Annotated in this window: 9 protein-coding genes and 3 pseudogenes; 7 read left to right on the plus strand and 5 right to left on the minus strand. The window is 47.7% G+C overall.

Annotated elements, in window-relative coordinates; translation table 11 throughout:
• Window positions 1–671: 671 nt before the first annotated feature.
• From N7974_RS16050 to N7974_RS16075, 6 genes and pseudogenes are all read left to right on the plus strand, one after another.
• A pseudogene (locus N7974_RS16050) lies at window positions 672–836 on the plus strand (CsbD family protein); the annotation flags it as partial.
• Window positions 837–1360: 524 nt separating this feature from the next.
• Window positions 1361–1534: a hypothetical protein gene (locus tag N7974_RS16055; protein ID WP_262966598.1), complete on the plus strand. Its 174-nt coding sequence runs from the start codon at window positions 1361–1363 to the stop codon at window positions 1532–1534.
• A 182-nt stretch (window positions 1535–1716) separates the two neighbouring features.
• Window positions 1717–2451 (plus strand): Crp/Fnr family transcriptional regulator, encoded by a 735-nt coding sequence (locus N7974_RS16060; RefSeq protein WP_262966599.1) that lies wholly within the window; start codon window positions 1717–1719, stop codon window positions 2449–2451.
• Between the two features lie 349 nt (window positions 2452–2800).
• Window positions 2801–3508: a Crp/Fnr family transcriptional regulator gene (locus tag N7974_RS16065; protein WP_262966600.1), complete on the plus strand. Its 708-nt coding sequence runs from the start codon at window positions 2801–2803 to the stop codon at window positions 3506–3508.
• Between the two features lie 381 nt (window positions 3509–3889).
• Entirely contained in the window at window positions 3890–12634 is an 8745-nt protein-coding gene (locus N7974_RS16070) for a GH36-type glycosyl hydrolase domain-containing protein (protein ID WP_262966611.1), read from the plus strand.
• Between the two features lie 909 nt (window positions 12635–13543).
• Window positions 13544–17662, plus strand: a complete 4119-nt coding sequence (locus N7974_RS16075; protein WP_262966601.1) for an EAL domain-containing protein — start codon at window positions 13544–13546, stop codon at window positions 17660–17662.
• Between the two features lie 121 nt (window positions 17663–17783).
• Here the strand turns inward: N7974_RS16075 and N7974_RS16080 are convergent, their stop codons facing one another.
• The 4 genes and pseudogenes from N7974_RS16080 to N7974_RS16095 all read right to left on the minus strand — a co-directional run bounded on the left by N7974_RS16080 (window position 17784) and on the right by N7974_RS16095 (window position 21727).
• On the minus strand, window positions 17784–19415 hold the full coding sequence (locus N7974_RS16080) for an oleate hydratase (RefSeq protein WP_262966602.1): 1632 nt from the start codon (window positions 19413–19415) through the stop codon (window positions 17784–17786).
• Window positions 19416–19521: 106 nt separating this feature from the next.
• Window positions 19522–20561, minus strand: a pseudogene (locus tag N7974_RS16085) (transposase).
• Window positions 20562–21181: 620 nt separating this feature from the next.
• Window positions 21182–21331, minus strand: a complete 150-nt coding sequence (locus N7974_RS16090) for a lmo0937 family membrane protein (RefSeq protein ID WP_262966603.1) — start codon at window positions 21329–21331, stop codon at window positions 21182–21184.
• Window positions 21332–21541: 210 nt separating this feature from the next.
• Window positions 21542–21727 (minus strand): CsbD family protein, encoded by a 186-nt coding sequence (locus tag N7974_RS16095; protein WP_262966604.1) that lies wholly within the window; start codon window positions 21725–21727, stop codon window positions 21542–21544.
• 326 nt (window positions 21728–22053) lie between these two features.
• On the opposite strand from N7974_RS16095, the pseudogene N7974_RS16100 reads away from it, so the two are divergent.
• Window positions 22054–22339 (plus strand): annotated as a pseudogene (locus N7974_RS16100) (ISKra4 family transposase); the annotation flags it as partial.
• A gap of 112 nt (window positions 22340–22451) precedes the next feature.
• On the opposite strand, the gene N7974_RS16105 reads toward N7974_RS16100, so the two are convergent.
• Window positions 22452–22559 carry a DUF2934 domain-containing protein gene (locus tag N7974_RS16105; protein WP_262966605.1) on the minus strand — a complete coding sequence of 36 codons (108 nt, stop codon included), beginning with the start codon at window positions 22557–22559 and terminating at the stop codon, window positions 22452–22454.
• Between the last annotated feature and the right edge of the window lie 205 nt (window positions 22560–22764).

Raw genomic sequence — 22764 nt, forward strand, 5'->3', positions numbered from 1 at the left:
TTCGATAGCTGCCACCTTTTTCAGTCCAACGCGACAAACTCAGCATGGTTACTCGCCCCGTCATCGACAGCATGGCTTCAATAAGCAGGGTCATCTGCTTTAGCGTGCGGGCTTTTAAATGTGGACTCACGGTGTTGAGTATTGCTATGATTTCGTTCATGGTCAGTTTGGGTGCCAATGCTCTGTTAGAAGCGGTATTCTACCTTCTCTGACCTTTCTCCTTCCTCCGATATCTACAAATTACTCATGCCAATTGGCGAAGGTATTGAACTATCCTACTGATATAGATAGATAAAATCATGTAATTATAGGAGTGCAAAAAGTTTACTTTTTGCACTCCTCAGCATTGATGCCATAAGCCACCAAACATTACTTTTCACTTTTTTGATAGATGGGCATAAATAGCCAATTTGGATTTCAGAGTTTGTCAAAACCCTCGCCTTTATAATTGGTATAAAATACTTAATATGCGCGTAACAATATGAAATATACGGTTAAATGTGAAAATAAAAGCCATGAATTTTTCCGGACAAGAAATATTATTTATATTCAACGTGTTATATGAAATATTGCTGAGCGCCATAGAATCGATTTTTTCTCTACAAACCACGAACCACAAGGATTTCAGAGAGGTCGTGGAACAAACCGTTCTGTTGGTTAATTAACCCCATCAAGTAAAAGGCAGGGTCGAAGAAGCAAAAGGTAAAGTCAAGGAAGCCGCTGGCGTGATACTGGACGATAAGGGTATGGAAATTGAAGGAAATGTCCAAAAGAACGTCGGCAAAGTCCAGAAGGGTCTTGGTGATATCAAGGATGATATTAAGAAAGACAAATAACCTGTACTGCTTAGCTGCTGTGCAGGCGAGTCAGGGCAAACCGGCCCGTGCTGCACGGCAGCAACGTGATACTCTCAAATATTTTTACAGAAAATGAACATGAAACTCACCGGAATTATTTACAGCCACCGTTTTGATATTCCGTTCGTTTGACGCAATACTTCCCAAGTATAAACAATGTCCTTTTTGAATTATCGTTATCCAGCGGTGTGTCTTGAAAGAATTAAAAAACACTATATACTGATAGCCACTGACTAGTATGTTAGTTATTGGATAGACTCCTAGTAATCAATCAGCTTTGATATGTCGAGTAAACTTCGCATTACACACCCGTAATTGTCCATGCTTTACTCGTCAAGATAGGATTGACTGATTACTAGTCAATTTGTGTTCAGAACGTTCCGGATGTGGGCGAGTGAATTGGTTGGATAGGCACAAAGCCGCTCGTTTGAAGTCGATCTGATTTCCAATACCTACTTTTTAGTCAAAAACGCCTATTTTATAGTTTTTTTTTGGAGAAAAAAATGTCAACCGATACAGAATCAGAAGACGCAAGAAAAGCCGCAGAAATAGCTGAAATTCACGCACGTGAAGCTGAAGCTAACGCGCTTGAAGCGGAAGCTCGCGCTCGTGAAGCTGAAGCTAGCGCTAGAGAGGATGCCGCAAACCGTGACAGTAATGTGAATGGGAAACCTTAATAGGCCAAGCAGCACCGTGTATGATGTGTTTGCACGCGGTACAGCCTAAATTTATAGGGGATTTAAAGCCTCCGCAACAGAAATAACGCTAAAGAGCGTTATTGTTTGCCAAAATTGTGTCCATCTTTGAATAGTTAAAACTAATGCCAGTCACTATTAACTAATAAACAGGAAGAGTGCTTATGACTGAATTTTGTCCTCGACAAAACTATCTTCTCAACGCACTCCCGGCAGTCGAATACGCGTGCCTTTTCCCCCATCTGGAACAGGTTCCTATGCCGCTCGGCAAAATCCTTTACGAGTTTGGGGATCAGTTGCATCATGCCTATTTCCCCACGACCTGCATTGTGTCCAAGCTTTATGTCATGGAGAATGGCGCATCGGCCGAAATCGCCGTGATTGGCAACGAGGGCATCATTGGTGTCGACCTCGTCATGGGCGGCGGAACCATGCCTAATCGGGCCATTGTACAGAGCGGGGGCTACGCTTATCGGCTAAGAGCGCATTTACTTATACAGCAATTCGATCGCTTTGGGGGACGTCGTAGCGGGGCACTCAACCGTTTGTTGCTGCGTTATGCTCAGGCACTCATGATCCAGATGGCACAAACAGCGGCCTGTAATCGGCATCATTCGGTGGACCAGCAACTCTGTCGCTGGCTGCTGCTAAGCCTCGACCGGTCCGCTGCGAACGAGTTGATCATGACCCAGGAATTGATCGCCAATATGCTCGGCGTGCGCCGCGAAGGCGTCACGGAAGCCGCAAACAAATTGCAGAAAGCGGGATTGATTAATTATTGCCGTGGCCACATCAGAGTACTAGACCGGCCCGGATTGGAAATGCGGGTCTGCGAATGCTACCAAGTGGTCAAAACGGAATTTGATCGCCGGCTACCTCGGTCCGCAGTGATCCTTTGACCTTCCGAAGTCGAGCCATGCCTTATCGTGCAGCACTTGAAACAAGCGTTTCTTCTTTCTCTGGAAGATATTAGTTGCGAAAAATCAGTCATGGCACTAACGGATTTAATGTTCCGAGCTACTGAGTAGTAGAATAACCGCTTGGGTTAGCGAACTTATCCTCGCCCCCGTCTTTCTTGGTCTAACGTTTATATGTGCGCTAACGTACAGACGGAAGATAGTTGATGCTGTAATGTCGCCTCCAGACTAGTGAGGACATGTTTCGTGACAATCTCCGCTAACGGATTTATCAATGCCCTGATCCTTATGACGCCGGTCAGGTTTACCCAACTATCGCAGCAGAGTATATATGTCGTCCACCCAAGCTGTCCTTGCTAACAATCGTCTGCTGGCTTCCCTGCCCCGTAAGGCTAGCGAACAGTTGCTCGCCAATTGCGAAGAAATAGAGCTCATTTTTGCCGAGGTGCTCTATCGCCCCGGAGAGTTCATTTCGAACGTTTACTTCCCGACGGGAAGCGCTATTTCCTTGGTAAACCGCATTAATGGCGACGCGGGCTTGGAAGTGGGATTGATCGGTAATGAAGGCATGCTTGGAATCACCCTTGCACTGGGAGTCGATGTCGCGCCATTTTACGCTCTGGTTCATGCGGCAGGCTCTGCATTGCGCATGCCGACGGCAGTGTTCTTGCATGAACTTGATCAGGGTCCGGCTCTGCAACTGGAATTGAAACGCTACCTTTATGTGTCGATGAGCCAGTTCGGGCAAATGACCGCCTGTAGCCGTTTCCATGCTTTAGAGCCGCGCCTCGCCCGTTTGCTGTTAATGACTCAGGACCGGGCGCACTTGAACCATTTCCATATCACTCACGTATTCCTGGCCTCTATGTTGGGGGTACGGCGCGTCGGCATCACCAAAGCGGCGAATTCGTTGCTCAAGCAAAAGCTCATCAGCTACCGCCGCGGGGACATAACTATTCTCGACCGCGTCGGCCTGGAAGCCGCTTCTTGTGAGTGTTATCGGACCCATAAAGAAATTTACCAGCGTATCATGAGTTAGGCAAGCAAGCAAAAATCCATCCAGCGCTACACCGGAGTTCTGGCTACCGCTACCAGCACACTCATTACGGACGATTAGGATGGCTAGGAACGAGTCGAACACGGGTAGCGCTGACTCGGGATACTAGCTAACAATTACGGCGTACCCGTCATTTAGCATAATGATCCTGATTTTATAGATGGCCATATCAGAGTAGTCAAGCACATCTCGAAGGTTTCAGGCATGAGACTGAACCATCGGCTGTGGTGTGTTAAAAAGCTTGGAAAATTTATCCGTTTTCCCAGAAAAGAACATAAAAAATTACCAGCTATTTTACAGCCACATGAATCTGGCACAGATAACGACTTGCTTTATTTTTACTGCGACGCGGAGAATCAAATCATGACCAAGCAGCGAGAAAGACGGCACTATAGTAGAATCGAGCATCCGGGTGCCGAGGAAGCGCCCATCCGCTTCGAGTTGTTCAGCACAGAACGACTGGAACAGCATGCGGTAAGTTTGGCGCATGCGCAAAAAATCAGTAGCCGGCAGAAAGGTCAAAAGCTAATTCCGCGGGTGCGCGAAAATTGCCGGGTGTTGCGTGATGCCTATGAAGCTGTTGCCAAGGCAGTCCTTGAGCAACACGCCATCACGCCGGCAGCAGAATGGCTTCTGGATAATTTTCATGTGCTCGAGGAGCAAGTCAGCGACATTCACGTCGACTTTCCCGAAAGCTTTTACCAGGATCTGCCCAAATTGGCCGAAGGTGTCCTTACGGGCTATCCACGTGTATACGGCATTGCTTGGGCCTTAGTGGCCCATACCGACAGCCACTTTGAACCGGATTTGCTGACGCTTTTCGTGCGGGCATACCAAAGTGTCGAACCTCTTAAGATCGGAGAGCTCTGGGCGATACCCAGTACTCTGCGGGTTTTGCTGGTCGAGAATCTTCGCCGCATGGCCGTCCGTATCATGCGTTCCCAACAAGGTCGTCAACTGGGCGATGAATTCCTCGATAGGTTCGAACAAATTGCCCCTCAAACTGATAAAGCGGATTCGCCCCTTCCTGAGGGAATATTGCCTGCTCCTCAGCTTTGTCAGGCGTTTGTGGTTCAGATCCTGCAACGTTTACATGATCCGCATCCGGGAGCTGTGCTCAGTCTCGATTTTCTGAATGACTGGTTGGGCCAGCAAGGTGTCAGCCTTGATGAAATTGTCCGTCGGGAACATGCCGACCAGATCGCTGATAACCAGACAGTCCGTAACATCATTATCAGCATGCGTGCAATTTCTACGTTTGACTGGTCGAAGTTCGCCGAAGATGCGAGCTTGATAGATGCATGCTTGCGTGCTCATAAGGGCTATGGGGCGATGAATTTTCTGACTCGCGATCGTTACCGTCACGCTATTGAGGATCTTGCCAAACGCTCGGTGCATTCTGAAGTTGAGATCGCTCGTCGGGTGCTCGACAAGATCCAGCGCGTCAGTGAGTCGCCCACTGCCGATAACCGACAGCAGGAACCTGGCTATTACTTGATCGGTGCCGGCCGTTATGTATTCGAACAGGAAATCGATTATCGGCCTACCTTCAAACAACGGTTTCTGCGCGGCTATGTCGCCCACGCGGGACTCGCTTATATGGGCAGTATTGGTCTATTAACGGGATTGTTGCTCGAAATTCCTTTGGTTGCGAGTGTCGAGGCGGGGCTCAACGGATTACCGTTGTTCTTACTGGCGCTATTTGGGATGTTTCCCGCCTCGGATATCGCCGTTGGCCTGGTGAACCGGTTTATAATTTCGAGTCTTCCGCCGCGTTATCTGCCACGCTTCGACCCAAGTCACCAGTCACAGCTTGAGCTCAAGGACAGCCTGCCTTTGACGCTAAGCACGTTCGTCGTCGTACCCACGATGTTCGTTAGTGAATCCGGTGTAAAAGAGCAAATTGACCAAATGGAGATCCGTTATCTGGCCAATCCCGAGAGCTATGTGCGTTTTGCCCTGTTGTCCGATTGGAAGGATGCGGAACAGGAAACACTACCGAACGATGACCGTCTGTTGAGCCTGGCCACTGGCGCGGTTGCCGAACTCAATGCCAAGTATGGAGAGCAACTATTTTTTGTGTTTCACCGAAAACGCTTGTGGAATCCTTGTGAAGGCAAGTGGATGGGATGGGAACGTAAGCGCGGCAAGCTGCATGAGTTTAACCGTCTGCTGCGTGGCGCTGCCGACACATCTTTTCTCCCGATGGATGGCAAGCCAGCGCAAGCGCCCTCTGGCGTTTGTTATGTGATTACGCTTGATGCCGATACGAAGTTGCCCATGGGAGTTGTTTCCCAATTGGTAGGCATGGCTGCCCACCCGCTAAACTGGCCGGTATTCGATCCAGTTACTCAGTGTGTCGTGGATGGCTACGGTATCCTCCAGCCACGGGTGACGCCGACTCTGCCGCATCGGCAAGAGCACTCGCTGTTTCACCGGATTTTTGCCGGGAGTTCCGGCACGAACGCCTATTCCAGTTCGGCGTCCGAGCTCTATCAGGACTTGTTTGCACTCGGTACTTTTACTGGCAAGGGCTTGTATCACGTCGATATTTTCGAAGCCGCCCTGGCCGGGCGTGTGCCGGAAAATAGTTTGCTCAGTCATGACTTGTTTGAGAGTGTCTATGCACGCTGTGCACTGGTTAACGATATCGAGTTTTTTGAGGAGTTTCCTTCTCATACGGAAGTGGCAGCACTGCGTGAGCACCGTTGGACACGAGGCGATTGGCAACTATTACCCTGGATCTTTGGACCTCGTGGCAAGGGGATGCCTTTAATCGGGCGTTGGAAAATGCTCGACAATTTACGTCGTTCCCTTTCGGCTCCGGGGGCCTTATTTGCCTTGGTCACAACCTGGGCTACCCCGAATGCACCGCAGGCCATCCTGGTTGGGTTTGTACTAACGGCTCTGGCTTTTCCTGCTATCTTGACGATTATAAGTGGGCTCACTTGGCCCCGTCGAGGCATCTCGTTGGGTACCCATCTGCAAGTGGTCGGAGAGAATGTGCTATGGACAATCGGCAACAGCTTGGTATCGTTGACGTTACTCGCACAACATGCCTTGCTAATGATGGATGCCATCGGCCGCACCCTGATTAGGCTGTTTATTACCCGGCGGCAATTGCTCAACTGGGTCACCGCCTTGCAGGCAAAGTCAGCGGCAGGTCACGATTTAAAGAACCTTATCGTGTCCATGAGCAGTTCGACCACTGTCCTCATTGGTACCGGTGCGGTGGTGCTACTGTTCAATCCGGTCGGCATCGAGTTCGCGGCACCCTTTCTGCTATTATGGTGGCTGGCACCGGTCTTCGGCCGCGCCTTGAGTCTCCCGCCCAAACTCGATTGGGCAGAGGCTCCACTGCCAGGGGATAGTGAGCAACTCCGCTTGATTGGGAGGCGTATCTGGTGCTTTTTTACGACCTTTGTGACGGCACAGGAGAGTTATCTGCCGCCGGATAATTTTCAGGAAGATCCGCTAGCCGTTACCGCTCATCGCAGTTCGCCGACCAATTTCGGTCTCTATCTATTGTCTGTCGTGGCGGCCCGCGATTTCGGCTGGATCGGCCTGATGGACACGGTCGACCGGCTCGAAAACACGCTGACGACACTTAATTCGCTACCGCGTCAACACGGTCATTTTTATAACTGGTACGATACCTGCGATTTACACCCACTGGAACCTCGGTATATATCGACCGTGGATAGTGGTAACCTGGCGGGACATTTGCTCACGCTGGCCTATATCTGCCGGGAAACACTGAAGCGACCGGTTGCACTCTCTACCGCGTTGGCAGGTCTGGCGGATACCTATCAACTATTTATGGTCTCACTCACTAAAATCAGCGATGACCGACGTACGTTCACAGTTACCCTGAAAGCGTTGCGAGAAAAAGCGGTGGTTCTTGGCACGCTTCTGGAAAATCATCCTGATGGCCCGGACGGCTGGAGTCAGTTGTGGCGGCAGTTGACAGGCTGCGCTGACAGGTTGCAGGATATGGCGCAAGCCTACACCGCCGAATGCGGCGATGCGGGTGACAGTGAAATGCTGGTGTGGGCTACCTTGCTACGCGATGACATCTGCTCTCACGCTCGCGATGTGGATAACTTGGTTCCGTGGATCCATTTCGCCCGTCACCTCAATGTGAGTACTCAATCAGAAGTACAGCATCCTTGTTCTTCGCTGTTTCGGAAGCCATTGACCCTGGAAACTCACCTAAATGACCTCTCGGGCTGTTATATGAGCGGCGTGGCTGATCTTGAGGCCACGCCTGTAAGCTTCCTTGAATCCATTGAACTGGAAACAATGACGAAGCTACTTTGGCATGCCGGAGAACAAGTCAAAGCACTGACGGAACGCTTGGAAAACATGGCTGCACAGATAGACACTTTGTTCCACGACATGGATTTTAGCTTTCTTTATGATCCTAAATGTCACCTGTTTTCCCTTGGGTATCGCGTGACAGAAGGTACCCTGGAGGCTAGTTATTATGATTTGCTTGCCTCCGAGGCACGCCTGGCCAGTTTCGTTGCGATTGCCAAGCGCGATGTGCCAAGCAAACACTGGTTTCGCCTTGGTCGAAGGGTGACTCATGTTGCCGGTGGTAACGTGCTGCTCTCATGGTCTGGATCGATGTTTGAATACTTGATGCCCTCTCTGGTGATGTTTACGCCACGTTATAGTCTGCTTGATCAGACCTGCCGCCTGGTGGTGAAGCGGCAAATCGGCTATGGCAAGGAGCATGATGTGCCGTGGGGCGTCTCGGAGTCGGCATTCAATGACCGCGACCTGTTTTTCACCTATCAATATGAGGCTTTTGGCGTACCCGGTCTGGGCATGAAGCGTGGCCTTGGCGAAAATCTGGTGATTGCCCCTTATGCCACGGCCTTGGCTGCGATGTACCTCCCGCAAGCCGCTGTGGAAAATTTCGGGCGATTGGAAAAGGAGGGCGCACTAGGCCGTTTCGGTTTTTATGAAGCGCTTGATTTCACTCCTGTTCGGCTTGCCGAAGGTCAGCGGGTCGCGATTGTGCGTTGCTATATGGCCCACCACCAGGGCATGTCCCTGATAGCCATTGCCAATGTCGTCCATAACGGGGCGATGCGCCATCGCTTCCACGGCACACCGCTGATTGAGGCGGCTGACTTGTTGTTGCAGGAGCGCGTCCCAAGCGGTGCGGATACCAGTAGTCTGCCGATTCTCCAGGATCTTCCCGACGCCAAGGAAGTCGTGCAGCCGCCACTTAGGCGTGTACCTTCTGCGACGTCTTTAATACCGTCCACGCACTTGCTGTCCAACGGACGTTATGCGGTCATGATCACCGCCGCCGGATCGGGCTACAGTTTGTGGCGGAATTTGGCGGTGACGCGCTGGCGCGAAGATGTGACGCGGGATGCTTGGGGCAGTTATATCTATCTGCGTGATGTCGCTAGCGCCGCCGTATGGTCTGCGGGATACCAGCCAACGACAGCAGTTCCCGACTTCTACGAGGTGTTCTTTGCCGAAGACCGTGTTCGTATTACTCGCAGGGACGGCACGATATCTAGTGTACTGGAGATTGTCGTCTCGCCTGAGGACGATGCGGAAATCCGGCGTTTAAGTTTAACCAATAATGGGCCGTATGCCCGGGAAATCGAAATCACCTCTTATGCGGAGATTGTACTCGCCCCCTCTCCTGCCGATATCGCACACCCTGTTTTTTCCAATTTGTTCATCGAAACCGACTATCTGCCTCAGGCCTGCGGCTTGATTGCACATCGTCGCCAGCGTGCGGTCGGCGACCCTATAATCTGGGCTGCCCATGTGCTGGCTAGCAGCCAAGCCGATGATGGCGGAGTCCAATATGAGTCCGATCGAATCCGCTTTATCGGGCGTGGACAAACGCTACGGGAACCTGTTGCAGTGATGGATGGACGCGTGCTAACGAAGACTATTGGGGCGGTTCTCGATCCGATATTCTGTCTGCGCACACGCATTTATATTGCGGCAGGAGCAACCGAACACGTAACCTTTACCACTTTAATTGCAAGCTCACGTGAGGCAGTAAAGGATCTGGCCGACAAATACCACAACGTCGCCACGTTCGAACGCGTGTCTGCCTTGGCATGGACTCACGCCCATGTGCAACTGCATTATCTACGTACCAAGCCGAACGAGGCCCAGCTGTTTCAGGATCTGGGCAACCGTTTGCTCTATGCGGATTCCTTGCTGCGGTCATCCAGCAAACTGATTCAGATGAATACCTTGAATGTTTCCGGGCTTTGGCGTTATGGTATCTCGGGAGACCGTCCGATCTTGTTGTTACGCGTAGCAGAGCCTGAAGACCGGACTATTGTTGAGCAACTATTGCGTGCGCACGAGTACTGGCGCATGAAAGGTCTTGCTGTTGATCTGGTGATCCTGAACGAAAAAAAGGTGTCTTATGTTGATGATCTGCAGACGTTATTGGAAAGTATGGTGCGGGAAAATCAGGCGTATTCGGCTCATCAGGGGCATGAGAATCAGGGTTCTATTTTTGTCATGCGGGCCGATCAGCTTTCGGTGGAAGAACGCTTGCTGCTTCAAGCAGTTGCACGCGCGGTGCTGGTCAGCAATCGTGGCACTTTGGCCGAGCAACTGTTGAGGTGCCGCCGCCCGGAGGCAGCTTACGTTATGCCGAAAGCCTTGCTCGATCCAGGAACCCAGGCATTCCGGTTGGCGGTCCCACCACTCGAATTCTTCAACGGCCTGGGTGGGTTTGCGGATGACGGACGTGAATATGTGATTGTGCTTGATAGTGGTCAGTGGACACCGGCTCCCTGGATTAATGTCATCGCTAATGCCGAGTTCGGCTTTATGGTCTCGGAATCAGGCAGTGGCTGCACTTGGAGCGGTAACAGCCGGGAGAACCAGTTGACGCCCTGGTTGAATGACCCGGTCAGTGACCCATCCGGAGAAGTCTTTTATTTGCGTGACGATGAGACGAACGAATTATGGAGTCCGACCGCGTTGCCAATCCGCGTTGACAATGCGAGTTATGTGATTCGCCATGGCCAGGGTTATAGCCGTTTCGAACATAGTTCGCACGGGATTCATAGCGAACTTCTACAATTCGTCAGCACGGACGATCCGGTCAAGATCTCGTCTTTGACGTTAAAGAATGTCTCCGGACGAAGTCGCCGGCTTACGGTCGCAGCCTACGTGGAATGGGTGCTTGGTGCTTCACGTTCCATCACTGCACCGCACATTATCACCGAACTGGATCCACGCACTGGTGCGCTGTTCGCTTATAATCCCTGGAGTATAGAATTCGGTCATCGTATCGCCTTCGCCGATCTTGGCGGCAGGCAGACCGGCTGGACCGGGAATCGGGCCGAGTTTATTGGCCGCAACGGCAGTCTTGATGCGCCTGCCGGCCTGCTAACGCTCAAGGCACTAAAAAGCCGTGTCGGCGCAGGACTGGATCCTTGCGCCGCCATGGAGACAGTGATTGAAATCGAGCCCAACGAGCGCGTTGAGATCATTTTCCTGTTGGGACAAGGCAATGATCGTGACCATGCCAGTGAGTTGGTACAGCGCTATCGGACCACCGGGTCAGCAACAGCTTTTTCCAAGGTAAAGCAATCGTGGGAACAAGTGCTCGGCAAGGTTCAAGTGAAAACGCCAGATCGGGAGCTCGATCTCATGTTAAACCGCTGGCTGCTCTATCAAACCCTGAGTTGCCGACTATGGGCTCGGGCTGCTTTCTATCAGGCGGGTGGTGCCTTTGGCTTTCGTGATCAACTCCAGGACTGTATGGCGCTGGCCGTCGCCCGGCCTGATTTGACCCGTGCCCAAATCGTTCGTGCTGCGGGACGCCAATTTACCGAGGGTGACGTACAGCATTGGTGGCACCCACCGTCTGGTCGTGGAGTACGCACGCATTTTTCTGACGATCGTGTCTGGCTACCCTATGTGGCGACTCACTATATTAAAGTGAGTGGCGATAGGGGCGTGCTTGATGAGCTGTTAACGTTTCTGGATGGCCCTGCACTAAACCCGGATCAGGATGACGCTTATTTCGAGCCAACCCAATCTATGCAGCAAGCGACGTTATTCGAGCACTGTGCATGTGCACTCGATTTAAGTCTGGAAACAGGGACGCACGGTTTGCCCCTGATGGGCAGCGGTGACTGGAATGACGGTATGAACCGGGTTGGCTACCAAGGCAAGGGCGAGAGCGTCTGGATGGCTTGGTTTCTGATTGCCACGCTCGCCGACTTCGCAAATATAGCTGAAGCGCGAGGAGAAAATGAGCGCGTTATCCGTTGGCGCGAGCATGCTGATCAACTGAAGATTGCAGTCGAAGCGTACGGATGGGATGGGGCATGGTATCGGCGTGCCTATTTTGATGACGGCACACCTCTGGGCTCTTCCATTAACACTGAGTGTCGTATTGATTCCATTGCGCAGAGCTGGGCAGTCATTTCTGGTGCCGCCGAGTCCGAACGGGCCCATCGGGCAATGAATTCGGTACGGGAATATCTCGTTCGCTACGGCGACCTGGTGTTGTTATTCACGCCACCCTTCGACAAAACTGAGCGAGACCCGGGTTATATCAAGAGCTATCCCCCAGGCGTACGCGAGAATGGGGGACAGTATACGCATGCGGCGATCTGGTCAGTCATCGCCTATGCCATGCTCGGTGAAGGTGATCAGGCAATGGAGCTACTGCGCATACTAAATCCGATTAATCGCACGGCTACCCGTACGGGTGTTTATGCCTATAAGGTTGAGCCCTATGTGCTGGCGGCGGACATCTATGCCGAGCCACCGCACTTACGACGTGGTGGCTGGACTTGGTATACCGGCGCTTCAGGCTGGTTTTATAGAGCCGGACTGGAATCGATCTTGGGTTTTCAGATTCGTGCCGACAAAATGGTTTTTGATCCCTGTATTCCCAAAGCATGGCGTAGTTACAGCATTTTTTATCAGCACGACAATACCCGTTATGAAATTACGCTTGAAAACACAAATGGAGCAGGCCAGGGAATTACTACGATAAAATTGGATGATGAATACCCGTTAAAGGGTAATAGCATTACCTTACGGAATGATGGGCACCTGCATCGGGTGCTGGTGGTGCTTGGTTAATGATTGAGGTAGATAGGGTTATTTTGTATAAATATACGTAACGCACCATAGGATTTCAAAAATACATTTTCCAGCCCCGTTGGAGATTTTTTCATCAACTGTTTTCGGAATCTTGAGGACAAAGAGCGGTAAATGTACCTAACACTCTACCTTTAATTCGCGTTGCCTAGCATTACACAAACGTTCATTTGCACAACACGGCGAGCCTTTACGTCGCTTGTGGCTTTCCATGATGCACAAACCTATTGAATAATTAAACATTAACGCCATAGGTTTGTGCAATTATTATGCTCATCGGATACCAACCATTTTATTGTCGCATAATGGACACTTTAATTTTATTGGGCATATGATTTTTCAGACGAAAAGCTCCAGGTTTATGTCGGTATACAGCCCCAAAAAATACCGATTAATTAAAGATAAGATTTGGTGATCGTAAAATCATCGGCAAATATGGCTATGAAAGGGTTAGCAACAAACCCTATGGTGCGTTACGTACAATAATGTCCGGCGTCAACTATCCTGTCCGGACAGAGTAATTGTCGCCGAACACAATAACCCATTTTTAACATCAAAATTTCTTATGAACTCGGTTTATAGCCTATAAGAAGCAGGTAAAAGCCTTAAGAATAAATATCAATTAAATTTCTTGAAGGCTAACAAATAAAAAGAATAGCTTAGCCACTAGGGAAAGTGGCATAATTCGGGTTGTATTATTCTAACTCCCAGCTCTTTCTAAACCCAGGCAACTTCACTCGACTATCCAAGGTGAGACTAACTATTATAAGCAACGTTAACTTGGACGCTTCCCTATGGTTTTTCTGTGCTATAAAATTTGAACATCGAGTGAAAGGTCTAGCATTGTTATCTGTGCTTAATGAGACATGACTATAAATGGGGCACCTGTTAATGACAACTGAAGCAACAAGCACCCAACCAACACGCTCAGAAGCTTTAAGCACATTTGTGCTTTGGGTGCTAACCCTCTTGGTGGCAGCGATTGGCTTATTAACGTTACTGGGTTGGGCACTGGAGGTGCCAGCCCTCACCAATTGGGAGTTCGGCACTCTCCCTATGGCGCCAAGCACTGCGGCGCTCTCTGTGTTATTTAGCATCGATCTGGGGCTTTTTATAACAATGTTATCAGGCCGCATCATACAGGTGATCGCCCGTATTTTAGGTTGGGTGGGCGCAATGGTTGCGTTGTTATTGTACGTACTGAATTTTAAGGAGGCGTACCTTTTGGGAGAACTCTTGGGCCTGCCTATTATCGGCCTATTTAGTAATGAAGCTATCGTCCATATCTCATCTATTACCGCTTTTTGTTTCCTGCTAGCCTTTGTAAGCCTTCTTTTCTTAAGAGCCAATAAACCCGATATTTTATGGCGAAGATGGCTGGCCTGCTGCCTTGGTGGTTTGATCTTCTTAATAAGTTTCGGACTGCTGGTAATTTATTTTGTTGGCTTGCCCTTGATCGTGAGTAATTTACCGATTATCCCGGCGCTTAATACCAGCGTTATGTTATTGCTGATAGGGCTAGCACTGTTGACCCTTAGCTATCGCAATTTTTTACAGCAGTCAGTCCAGGCAGTCATTATGTTTTCTAAGCTGCCAACTTACCTTTTTATTTTTGTTATTTTTTCGACCGGCATCATTGCCGGCGCTTATCAGAATTATCTTAGTATCGAACTGATTTTTCGTCATCAAACAGAAGAAAAACTACTTGCCATATCGAGGTTAAAAGTAGATCAACTGGTTTTGTGGCGTAAAGAGCGCCTAGTTAATGCCATTCTTTCCCAGAATATTTTAATGACCGCCCGCATCGAACGCTTACTGGTAAATCCGGATACCGTGTTATCGCAACCAGAGATGCAAGACTGGCTTAATCAATATATCAGCTATTTTAAAGAATTTGGCTATACTCATGCCTTTTTTCTGAATAAAAAAGGTGATATCAAGATTTCAGTGCCTGAACAAGTAAATGCCTTGGATCCCATTGTAAAAGCAAAGGCATTGACCTCAATGCAAACCGGCAAAATTTTGATACAGGATTTTTATCGAACTCAGGATGGCCAGCAGATCTATCTGGCACTGTTAATCCCATTACTTGATAAAACGGACAATAATAAACCCTTGGGCGCGATAGTGATCCGCATTGATCCCTCTACGTTCTTATATCCCTTGATTGAGTCCTCGCCTACACCAAGCACCAGCGCAGAAACACTGCTAGTGCGCAGGGAGGGTGATGAGGTTCTCTTTCTTAACAATCTTCGCTTTAATACCACAGCCGCTCTCACTCTGCACTTTCCACTCAGCAAAAAAGAGCTTCCTGCCGTAAAAGCGGTTTTAGGCGAGCAAGGCATTGTCGATGGTATAAATTATCGAGGAGCTCCTGTGCTTTCCGCATTAAAAGCCATTCCAGACTCACCTTGGTTTATTGTGACTCAACAAGATAAATCGGAAATCTATGCGCCGCTGCAAGAACGGTTTTGGTTAACCCTTCTGCTTTTGTGTCTCTTGGAGTTAAGCTGCGGCGCGATAATACTATTTTTTTGGCGACAACAGCGACTTGTTTTTTTTCAAAAGCAATTCGAGTTAACGTCGATGCTACGAGAAAAAGAAGAACAGTACCGGACCATTCTTAATGATGCTATCGATGGCTTCTTGTTGATGGACAAAGAAATGCAACTGCTTGAAGTTAATGAAGCCTACTGCCGGATGAGCGCTTATAACGAGCAGGAGTTAAAAACCATGCAGATTTCTGATCTGCAAACACCAGAAACAGCTAAGGCTATAGAAAATAATCTGGCGCAGGACATTAATCGTTTTGAATCCCAACATCGACGTAAGGATGGCAGTATTTTTGATGTTGAAATCAGCGCTCAGCGTTTGCCCTATGCCGGCGGACAGTTTACCGCTTTTTTTCAGGATATTACTGAGCACAAGCAGTCAGAGAAAACACTTAAAATTGCCGCCAGCGTTTTCACTCATGCCCGCGAAGGCATCATGATCACTAATAATAAGGGTACAATCATCCAGGTCAATGATGCCTTAACTGAGATATGCGGCTACAGTCGTGACGAAATCTTGGGAAAAAACCCACGTCTGTTCAGCTCAGGTCGTCAGACACAAGATTTCTATGCCGGTATGTGGCATGATCTGAACAAAAAAGGCCACTGGTACGGCGAAATTTGGAACCGTCACAAGAATGGACAAATTTATGTCGTGAAGGAAAATATTAGTAGTGTGTTCGATGTACAGGGAAAACCACTTCACTATGTAGCGCTCCTATCCGATATTACCCTGGCTAAAGAACATGAAAACGAGTTAGAACATAGCGCCTACTTTGATGCGCTAACCAATCTGCCTAATCGAATGTTATTGGGTGATCGCCTAAACCAAGCTATTGTTCAGTGCAAACGCAAAAAACAATTACTGGCGTTGGTCTTTCTTGATCTTGATGGCTTCAAAATCATCAACGATACTCATGGTCATTTAGCGGGCGATCAATTGCTGATTGCCGTGGCGAATAATATGCAACAAATGCTGCGCGAGGGCGATACCCTTGCTCGTATCGGCGGTGATGAGTTTATTGCATTACTGGTTGATGTTGGCGACATTGCAGACTGTACGCCTTTATTTAATCGCTTACTCGTTGCTGCAGCAATGCCTGAACCCTTTAACGATGTGACTTTGCAGGTCTCCGCCAGCATGGGCATTACCTTTTATCCACAGATGGAAGAAGTGAATGCCGATATACTGATACGCCAGGCCGATCAGGCCATGTATCAAGCCAAGCTAACAGGAAAAAATCGTTGCCACATCTTTGATGTTGATCTGGACAATCTTACCCGCACTCACAACGAGAGTCTGGAAAACATCGGCAATGCCCTGGCCGCAGGTGAATTCGTGCTTTATTATCAACCCAAAATTAATCTGCGTCAGGGCAAAATTATTGGTGCCGAAGCCTTGATTCGTTGGCAACATCCAGACAAAGGCCTGCTGGTGCCAGCAGATTTTTTGCCGTTGATTGAGAATCACCCACTCTCTATTGATATCGGCAAATGGGTTATTAATACCGCATTGGCGCAGATTGAATGCTGGCATGCCTCTGGTTTAAATCTGCCGATCAGCATTAACATTGGTGCGCGTCAGTTACAGCAAGATGGCTTCCTTGAATGCCTGCGCACATTGCTGGCAGCACATCCGGCGGTCAAACCGGGCGATCTGGAAATGGAAGTCCTGGAAACCAGTGCAATGAGAGACTTAAACAAGGTATCTGAGTTAATTGAGAATTGCCAGAAGATCGGTATCTATTTTTCACTGGATGACTTTGGCACCGGTTATTCATCGCTAACCTATTTAAAACGCTTACCCGTCAAACAGATTAAGATTGACCAGAGCTTTATATACGATATGTTGCAAGATACCGATGACCTGGCCATTGTAGAAGGCGTGCTGGCTTTGGCCTCGGCTTTCAGTCTTGAGGTTATTGCCGAAGGCATGGAGACAACCCAACACGGTGAAATGCTGCTGCAAATCGGTTGTGATTTGGCGCAAGGCTATGCCATTGCTTATCCCATGCCCGCTGCCGAACTGGAAAGCTGGGTGTCTACCTGGAAACCTGACACCAGTTGGCTTGATCGCCTTTCTTTTATGCGTGATGATTTACCGTTACTCTTTGTCAATGCCGAACACGGTGTATGGATTAATGGCATAGAAAACTATCTAAATTCCAATTTTGATACCCCCCGACCCAATAACCTGAATTGCCGCTTTGGCAACTGGCTAAATACCCAGAACCCTAGCCAGAACCCTAATAAGCAAACGAACTTACAGACTATCTTGCCACTGCACCAACAGCTACACAAACTGGCTGCGGAGGTAATAGACCTGCATGCAGAGGTAATAGACCTGCATGCAGAGGATCACACAAAGGCGGCATTTGCCCGCTTTGGTGAGCTGAAAAGTTTGCAGGATACCTTACTTGAAACATTAAAATTGCTGATACAGGAGAAATGGAAATAGTCTTGTCTGCCTGGGCACAAAGGCTGTGGCCGCCTGTAGCCCCAGATGCCATAAAACGCTCTAATCGCGAGGTTTGAAAAAATAGTTCCACAGATAAAGCGCCGTCAGGGCTTTATCGCTGCTATCTGTGCATTGTTTTCAGTGCGTTTAAGAGTACGCCGACATCATGCTGACCCTTGAATACGGATGGAATTTCCTTCTTGATATCAAGAAGCTTATAGACAGCCATTAGCGCTGATCTAACCGAATATTCAACGGTAAACACTACGTCATCCGGAATTTCGCAAAACTGCCCGATAAATGCGAAATTCTTCGCTCCAACCGGTACTACATCTGGCCGATCCCCTTTGACTCTGGGCATGAATTGGCTAGTGATGAACGGCATCATGCAAGGAATACAGATTGCCGCATCAATGATAGGTTGCGTCTTGTCGCCAAGTTTGAGGTGCTGGAATAGCTCAATTAGAATCTCTTTACCGTTACATTCTGACATGGGTTTCTTGACGAAATTACCAATCCTGTCCGGGAATAGCCCATAACCCCAAAATACGAATATATTCTCAGGTTGGTTGATGAAGTGCGGTTGATGCGCCAGAACGATACTCATGAACCAGTTCGAATCTGTCAGCGTGAATAAGCCTCCCGTGCCTGCCTCATTATCGGTAAATTCTTCTATGAACTGGAAGAATGCTGGATCGTTGAGAGTTACGGTGAACGACTGCCATTTGGTCTGATCAATATGATCGGCAAAAACTGCGGGATGTCCGAACCCAGGGCAGCCTTTAGCAATATCTTCCCACAGCGACCAGGCACCGTTTGATTTGTTTGAATTTAGAATGGCAGGTGCTGTCATAGATCCTAGGCTAGCGTTTTCTGTCATACATCCCAGCGTCACGAACACCAAGTCATCCGGTGAGACGACAATACTGTCAGGTTCTCCATTGTTGTTATACCGAATACCCTTTACCGCCCGGTGTTCGCCGCCTAAGTCGAAATCGAGTCCAGTGACCTCGGTGTTTAACGAAAACTGCACCCCTTGCGCCTTAAGCCAGGTAATTAGCGGCAGTATCATTGAATCATACTGGTTATAAGGTGTGCGCCAGACGCCGCCCATTTTGTGGAAATCAGGAAATAACTGAATAAATCGCAACAGATACCGTTTAAACTCGACCGCGCTATGCCAGGGTTGAAACGCAAACATTGTCGCCCACATCAACCAGAAATTATTCTCGAAAAACGTGGGTAAAAACCAATCTTCGATGCGTTTAGCTCCCAGCGAATCTTCAGAATGCATAATCAGCGCGAGTAAATCCAAGCGATCCTTTTCACTCAGCTCAAATGATGACACATCAACTTTTTGGCCATCCCTAACCAAGCGACATCTGGAAGAGCTGACATATTTGTGGCTAAACTCGAAAATTTCAGCTTTGACGCTCTTGGCTGGGTCAGTCAGGGAGGGAATGGTTGCCAAAAGATCATAAGTACAGACATAATGTTCTTCAATCATCCGACCACCACGAACGATATAGCCTTTGTCAGATGAGCCGGCCCCATCCAAACTGCCACCAATGACCTTAAGCTCCTCCAAAATGTGAATACTCTCGCCTGTGATAAGACCGTCCCGTATAAGAAAAACAGCACCGGCTAGAGCGGCGATTCCGCTGCCAACAAAATAAGCCTTCCTTTTGTTGTGCTGTGTAATTCTAGATTCGACTGAAACGTCTGTTTTATCACTTTGATGTGTATTCTGCATAGTAAAGCTCCTATTTTATCTACACGAGCGAGAAAAAAAGTGGTTAGGTCTTAATGTAATACTTTCTTTTTTAATTGCGGAATAAGAGTAGTACTCAGTCAGTAAACTAAAAATTACTGATATAGCATCTGACATTATAAGGTTTCTTCGGTTTTATCCGTGCATCCTCCGTAGTAAATCGCCATTCCATAGGGTGGGCAATAGCATTTCTTTTTTCTTGCCACACTAAAATTTCTGTTTTTAACGTTTCTTGATCTGGAATACGGCGACCCATACATTGCCGTGAAAGGATGCTTAATTCTATCTCGGCCATATTTAACCAACTATCATATTTTGGCGTGTAGTGTATTTCCAGTTTTTCAAAAATTCTTCTCGCCTATTTTGGCTCAAATGCCTTATATAAAGAGGCGTCAGCATGGGTGTTCAGCGTAATACGTTTAGCCTGCGGGTAGTGGACATCAAACAGGTTACGTATCTGATGCGCCCAATCAATGGCTGTTCTTTGATCGGTTATTTCAACAATTCTTTTGCCCTGCAAGGGTTCAAAAAACATAAAACATTACTTACGCCATTACGTTCATATTCCGTGCGTACCGAGCGACTGTAACTAGCTTTGCCGGGTATGGGTGTACGCGTGTCTTTAATCTGTTGCTTACTGCTTTCGTCCATGCAAATCAGTGGTTGTGCTTCATCATAAGGTCGCTTGTAAACCTCAAGGGTATCTTCCATAGCGCAAACAAACTCAGCATTTTTTTTAGCCGGAATACACCACTCTTTATTTTGCCAACGTAATGTCCAGCGACTTCGACCTTCCGGTGCGTCGCCACAACTCAATGCGATCAAATGAGCTTCGTTCTCACCATCAATAGTACGGATTTTAACGCGAATTGACTTTGCTCGATTTAAAGCTGATTCCAAACCTTCTTGAACCAGTCGCTCCCGGACTCATTCGACGGTACGCGTTGAAATACCAAAAGCTTCGCTTATTGGCCGGTCCAGCCATTTTTTTCCTAAATCGCTAATATCCGCTTTGAGCAGTATTTCAGCGTGTAGTCTTTTATGAGCGGCCACTTTTCCGGTATGGATCAAACTTCCCAAATAAATGCGTTCATCTTCCGTTAGTAGCACTATGCATTTCTTTTTCAATGGTGTTTATTAATGTCAATGTAAAGGCATTATATGGGGGCTATCATTCGACATATCAACGCTAACTGAGTAATAACTTCTTATTTTAAATCAGAAAAATCCCCCATCAAGAACTGGCAGGATGCCTTTATTTTTATGACATCTGGCAACACGGGTAAGTTTTAATTGCGTTGCGCCCTGCTGGTATTTCTGGATTGCCTCTGGTCTATTCATCGACGCAGTCGCTAGCTCTTCTTGCTCGAAACAAGCAAAGAGTTCGCTACCAGCTACTATCAACGCCACACACCGGCCCCGGCCGGAATATTAGCTGTCTGGATGTCTTTAAGCGACAGTTCAAGGGAACCCTAGCAGCTAGTCAATCTGATTCTATCGGGTACCATGCCAGTAATTTTTGGTTTTTATCGCTAATTTTACCCGACATATCAACACTAACTGACTATTAGCTTAGCTTCCTGAGTCTGCTGGATATAGCTGAAACGGTCATAGACCAAGCCCAATAGGCCGGCTATAATCAACATGACGGCTACGATCCTGATAGCACTCATTTTTATAATATCCTTGCCTGACGTTCCGGTTTACTCTGGCAGATAACTATATTACGTAAGCGTATTCCAGTGCCCCTATAAGACACGTCGGCCTTGAATGACGCGTAGAATGATTATGATGACCGCGATAACCAAAAGAACGTGAATGAATCCACCGATTGTGTACGAGGACACCAAACCCAGTACCCAGAGGATGATTAGGATGATTGCAATACTTTCAAGCATGTGTGCTTCTCCGTAAGAGGCTATCAATTAAAAACGATATGAACCAGAGATAAACCGATGAGGTATTGCCGGCTTTTTAAGCGATGCTTAGACATAAATCGTTGAGCTTCATGTTCATATCCTGTGAGAAATATATTTGAGAGTAAGTTGTTGCGGCTGTGCAGAAGGTCAACCTTTTTGGAGAGACTACACATCGTTGATGTGCTCGTTTTAGATATTATCAATATCTTTCTTAATATCCTCCTTGAAATCACCAAAATCCGACTGAACCTTCCCGATGTTTTTTTGGACATTTCCTTTTATCTCCATATCCTTATCGTCCAGTATAACGCCGGTGGCTTCTTTGACCTTTCCTTTGACTTTTTCGAATAACCCTTCAACTTGATCTTTGTTCATGAGTTTCTCCTGATAATTATTAGTAGCCATAACTAACCTAAGCGTGGAATGATGTAGTACATAGCTTAAGTAGTCATTCAAAAGTTATTTAACATTTTCAAAAAATAAAATCATCCATTACTTACCAAAACACCAGTAATGGAGATTTTTTAGGTTTAAATACGATTTCTTAGGTAAAAAATCGTATTTACCATTTTGTTAAAAGACTTTTGGCTACCTAGCGGATTAAACAATACACGAAAAACTGAATGAAGTCAGTGCGGTAACGCACATAGATGTAACTTCTCATTAGTTACACTCGATGTTCAAGTTTTTGCGAACGGTATGAAGAATTCCACACATACATCGCCAATAATCAAGCATTCATTCCCAACTACGGCGCGCTATCGCCAGAGAGACAGAATCAGCACGGGCTTTGTCGAATCTGCGGTGAATTACGTCGTCGCCAAGCGCTTTGCCAAGCGGCAACAAATGCAATGGAGTCCCAAGGGTGTCCATTTACTCTTGCAGATGCGGACACGGGTACTAAACGGCGAATTGAAACAGCTGTTTCGAAACTGGCATCCCAGCTTTCGGCCGACGAATGATGAAAAAATCAAAAGGGTTGTTTAACTGCCTCCCCCGGTCTTGCATACTCTCCATAAATCTACGTATCGACTATTTCTGTCCAACGCCAGAAATTGTAAAATCAGTAGCCAATTTACGTTTAACCGACATTCCCCCCTCACAACAACATAACTTCTCGTTCCACTTCCAACCAGTCTTCAAGTTCGTGGCCCGATTCAAAACCTTTGCTTTCAGCTTTGTAATAAGCAAGTTCAGCAATCTTCATGTCACGATCCGTAAGATTTATCGTATTGCCGGATTTTTCGGTATTTGAACTTAGTGCTTCCTAATGTTTTTAGTAGTTACAGTCATTTTACACCCGACATTCCGCATCTATAACTAATTGATATTCAATGATTTTAAAATTAGTTATTTTAATGAAATTTAAATTCTCATCAATTTGAACCCCTCAACTCATTGAAAAATAGGTA

Origin of the sequence: Methylobacter psychrophilus, from assembly GCF_025583945.1 — a bacterium.
Taxonomy (GTDB): domain Bacteria; phylum Pseudomonadota; class Gammaproteobacteria; order Methylococcales; family Methylomonadaceae; genus Methylobacter_C; species Methylobacter_C psychrophilus.

Coding starts and splice junctions, on each gene's coding strand:
- N7974_RS16105 (WP_262966605.1), bottom strand. CDS start 22,559: ATGAAGATTGCTGAACTTGCTTATTACAAAGCTGAAAGCAAAGGTTTT.
- N7974_RS16055 (WP_262966598.1), top strand. CDS start 1,361: ATGTCAACCGATACAGAATCAGAAGACGCAAGAAAAGCCGCAGAAATA.
- N7974_RS16090 (WP_262966603.1), bottom strand. CDS start 21,331: ATGCTTGAAAGTATTGCAATCATCCTAATCATCCTCTGGGTACTGGGT.
- N7974_RS16080 (WP_262966602.1), bottom strand. CDS start 19,415: ATGCAGAATACACATCAAAGTGATAAAACAGACGTTTCAGTCGAATCT.
- N7974_RS16070 (WP_262966611.1), top strand. CDS start 3,890: ATGACCAAGCAGCGAGAAAGACGGCACTATAGTAGAATCGAGCATCCG.
- N7974_RS16095 (WP_262966604.1), bottom strand. CDS start 21,727: ATGAACAAAGATCAAGTTGAAGGGTTATTCGAAAAAGTCAAAGGAAAG.
- N7974_RS16060 (WP_262966599.1), top strand. CDS start 1,717: ATGACTGAATTTTGTCCTCGACAAAACTATCTTCTCAACGCACTCCCG.
- N7974_RS16065 (WP_262966600.1), top strand. CDS start 2,801: ATGTCGTCCACCCAAGCTGTCCTTGCTAACAATCGTCTGCTGGCTTCC.
- N7974_RS16075 (WP_262966601.1), top strand. CDS start 13,544: ATGACAACTGAAGCAACAAGCACCCAACCAACACGCTCAGAAGCTTTA.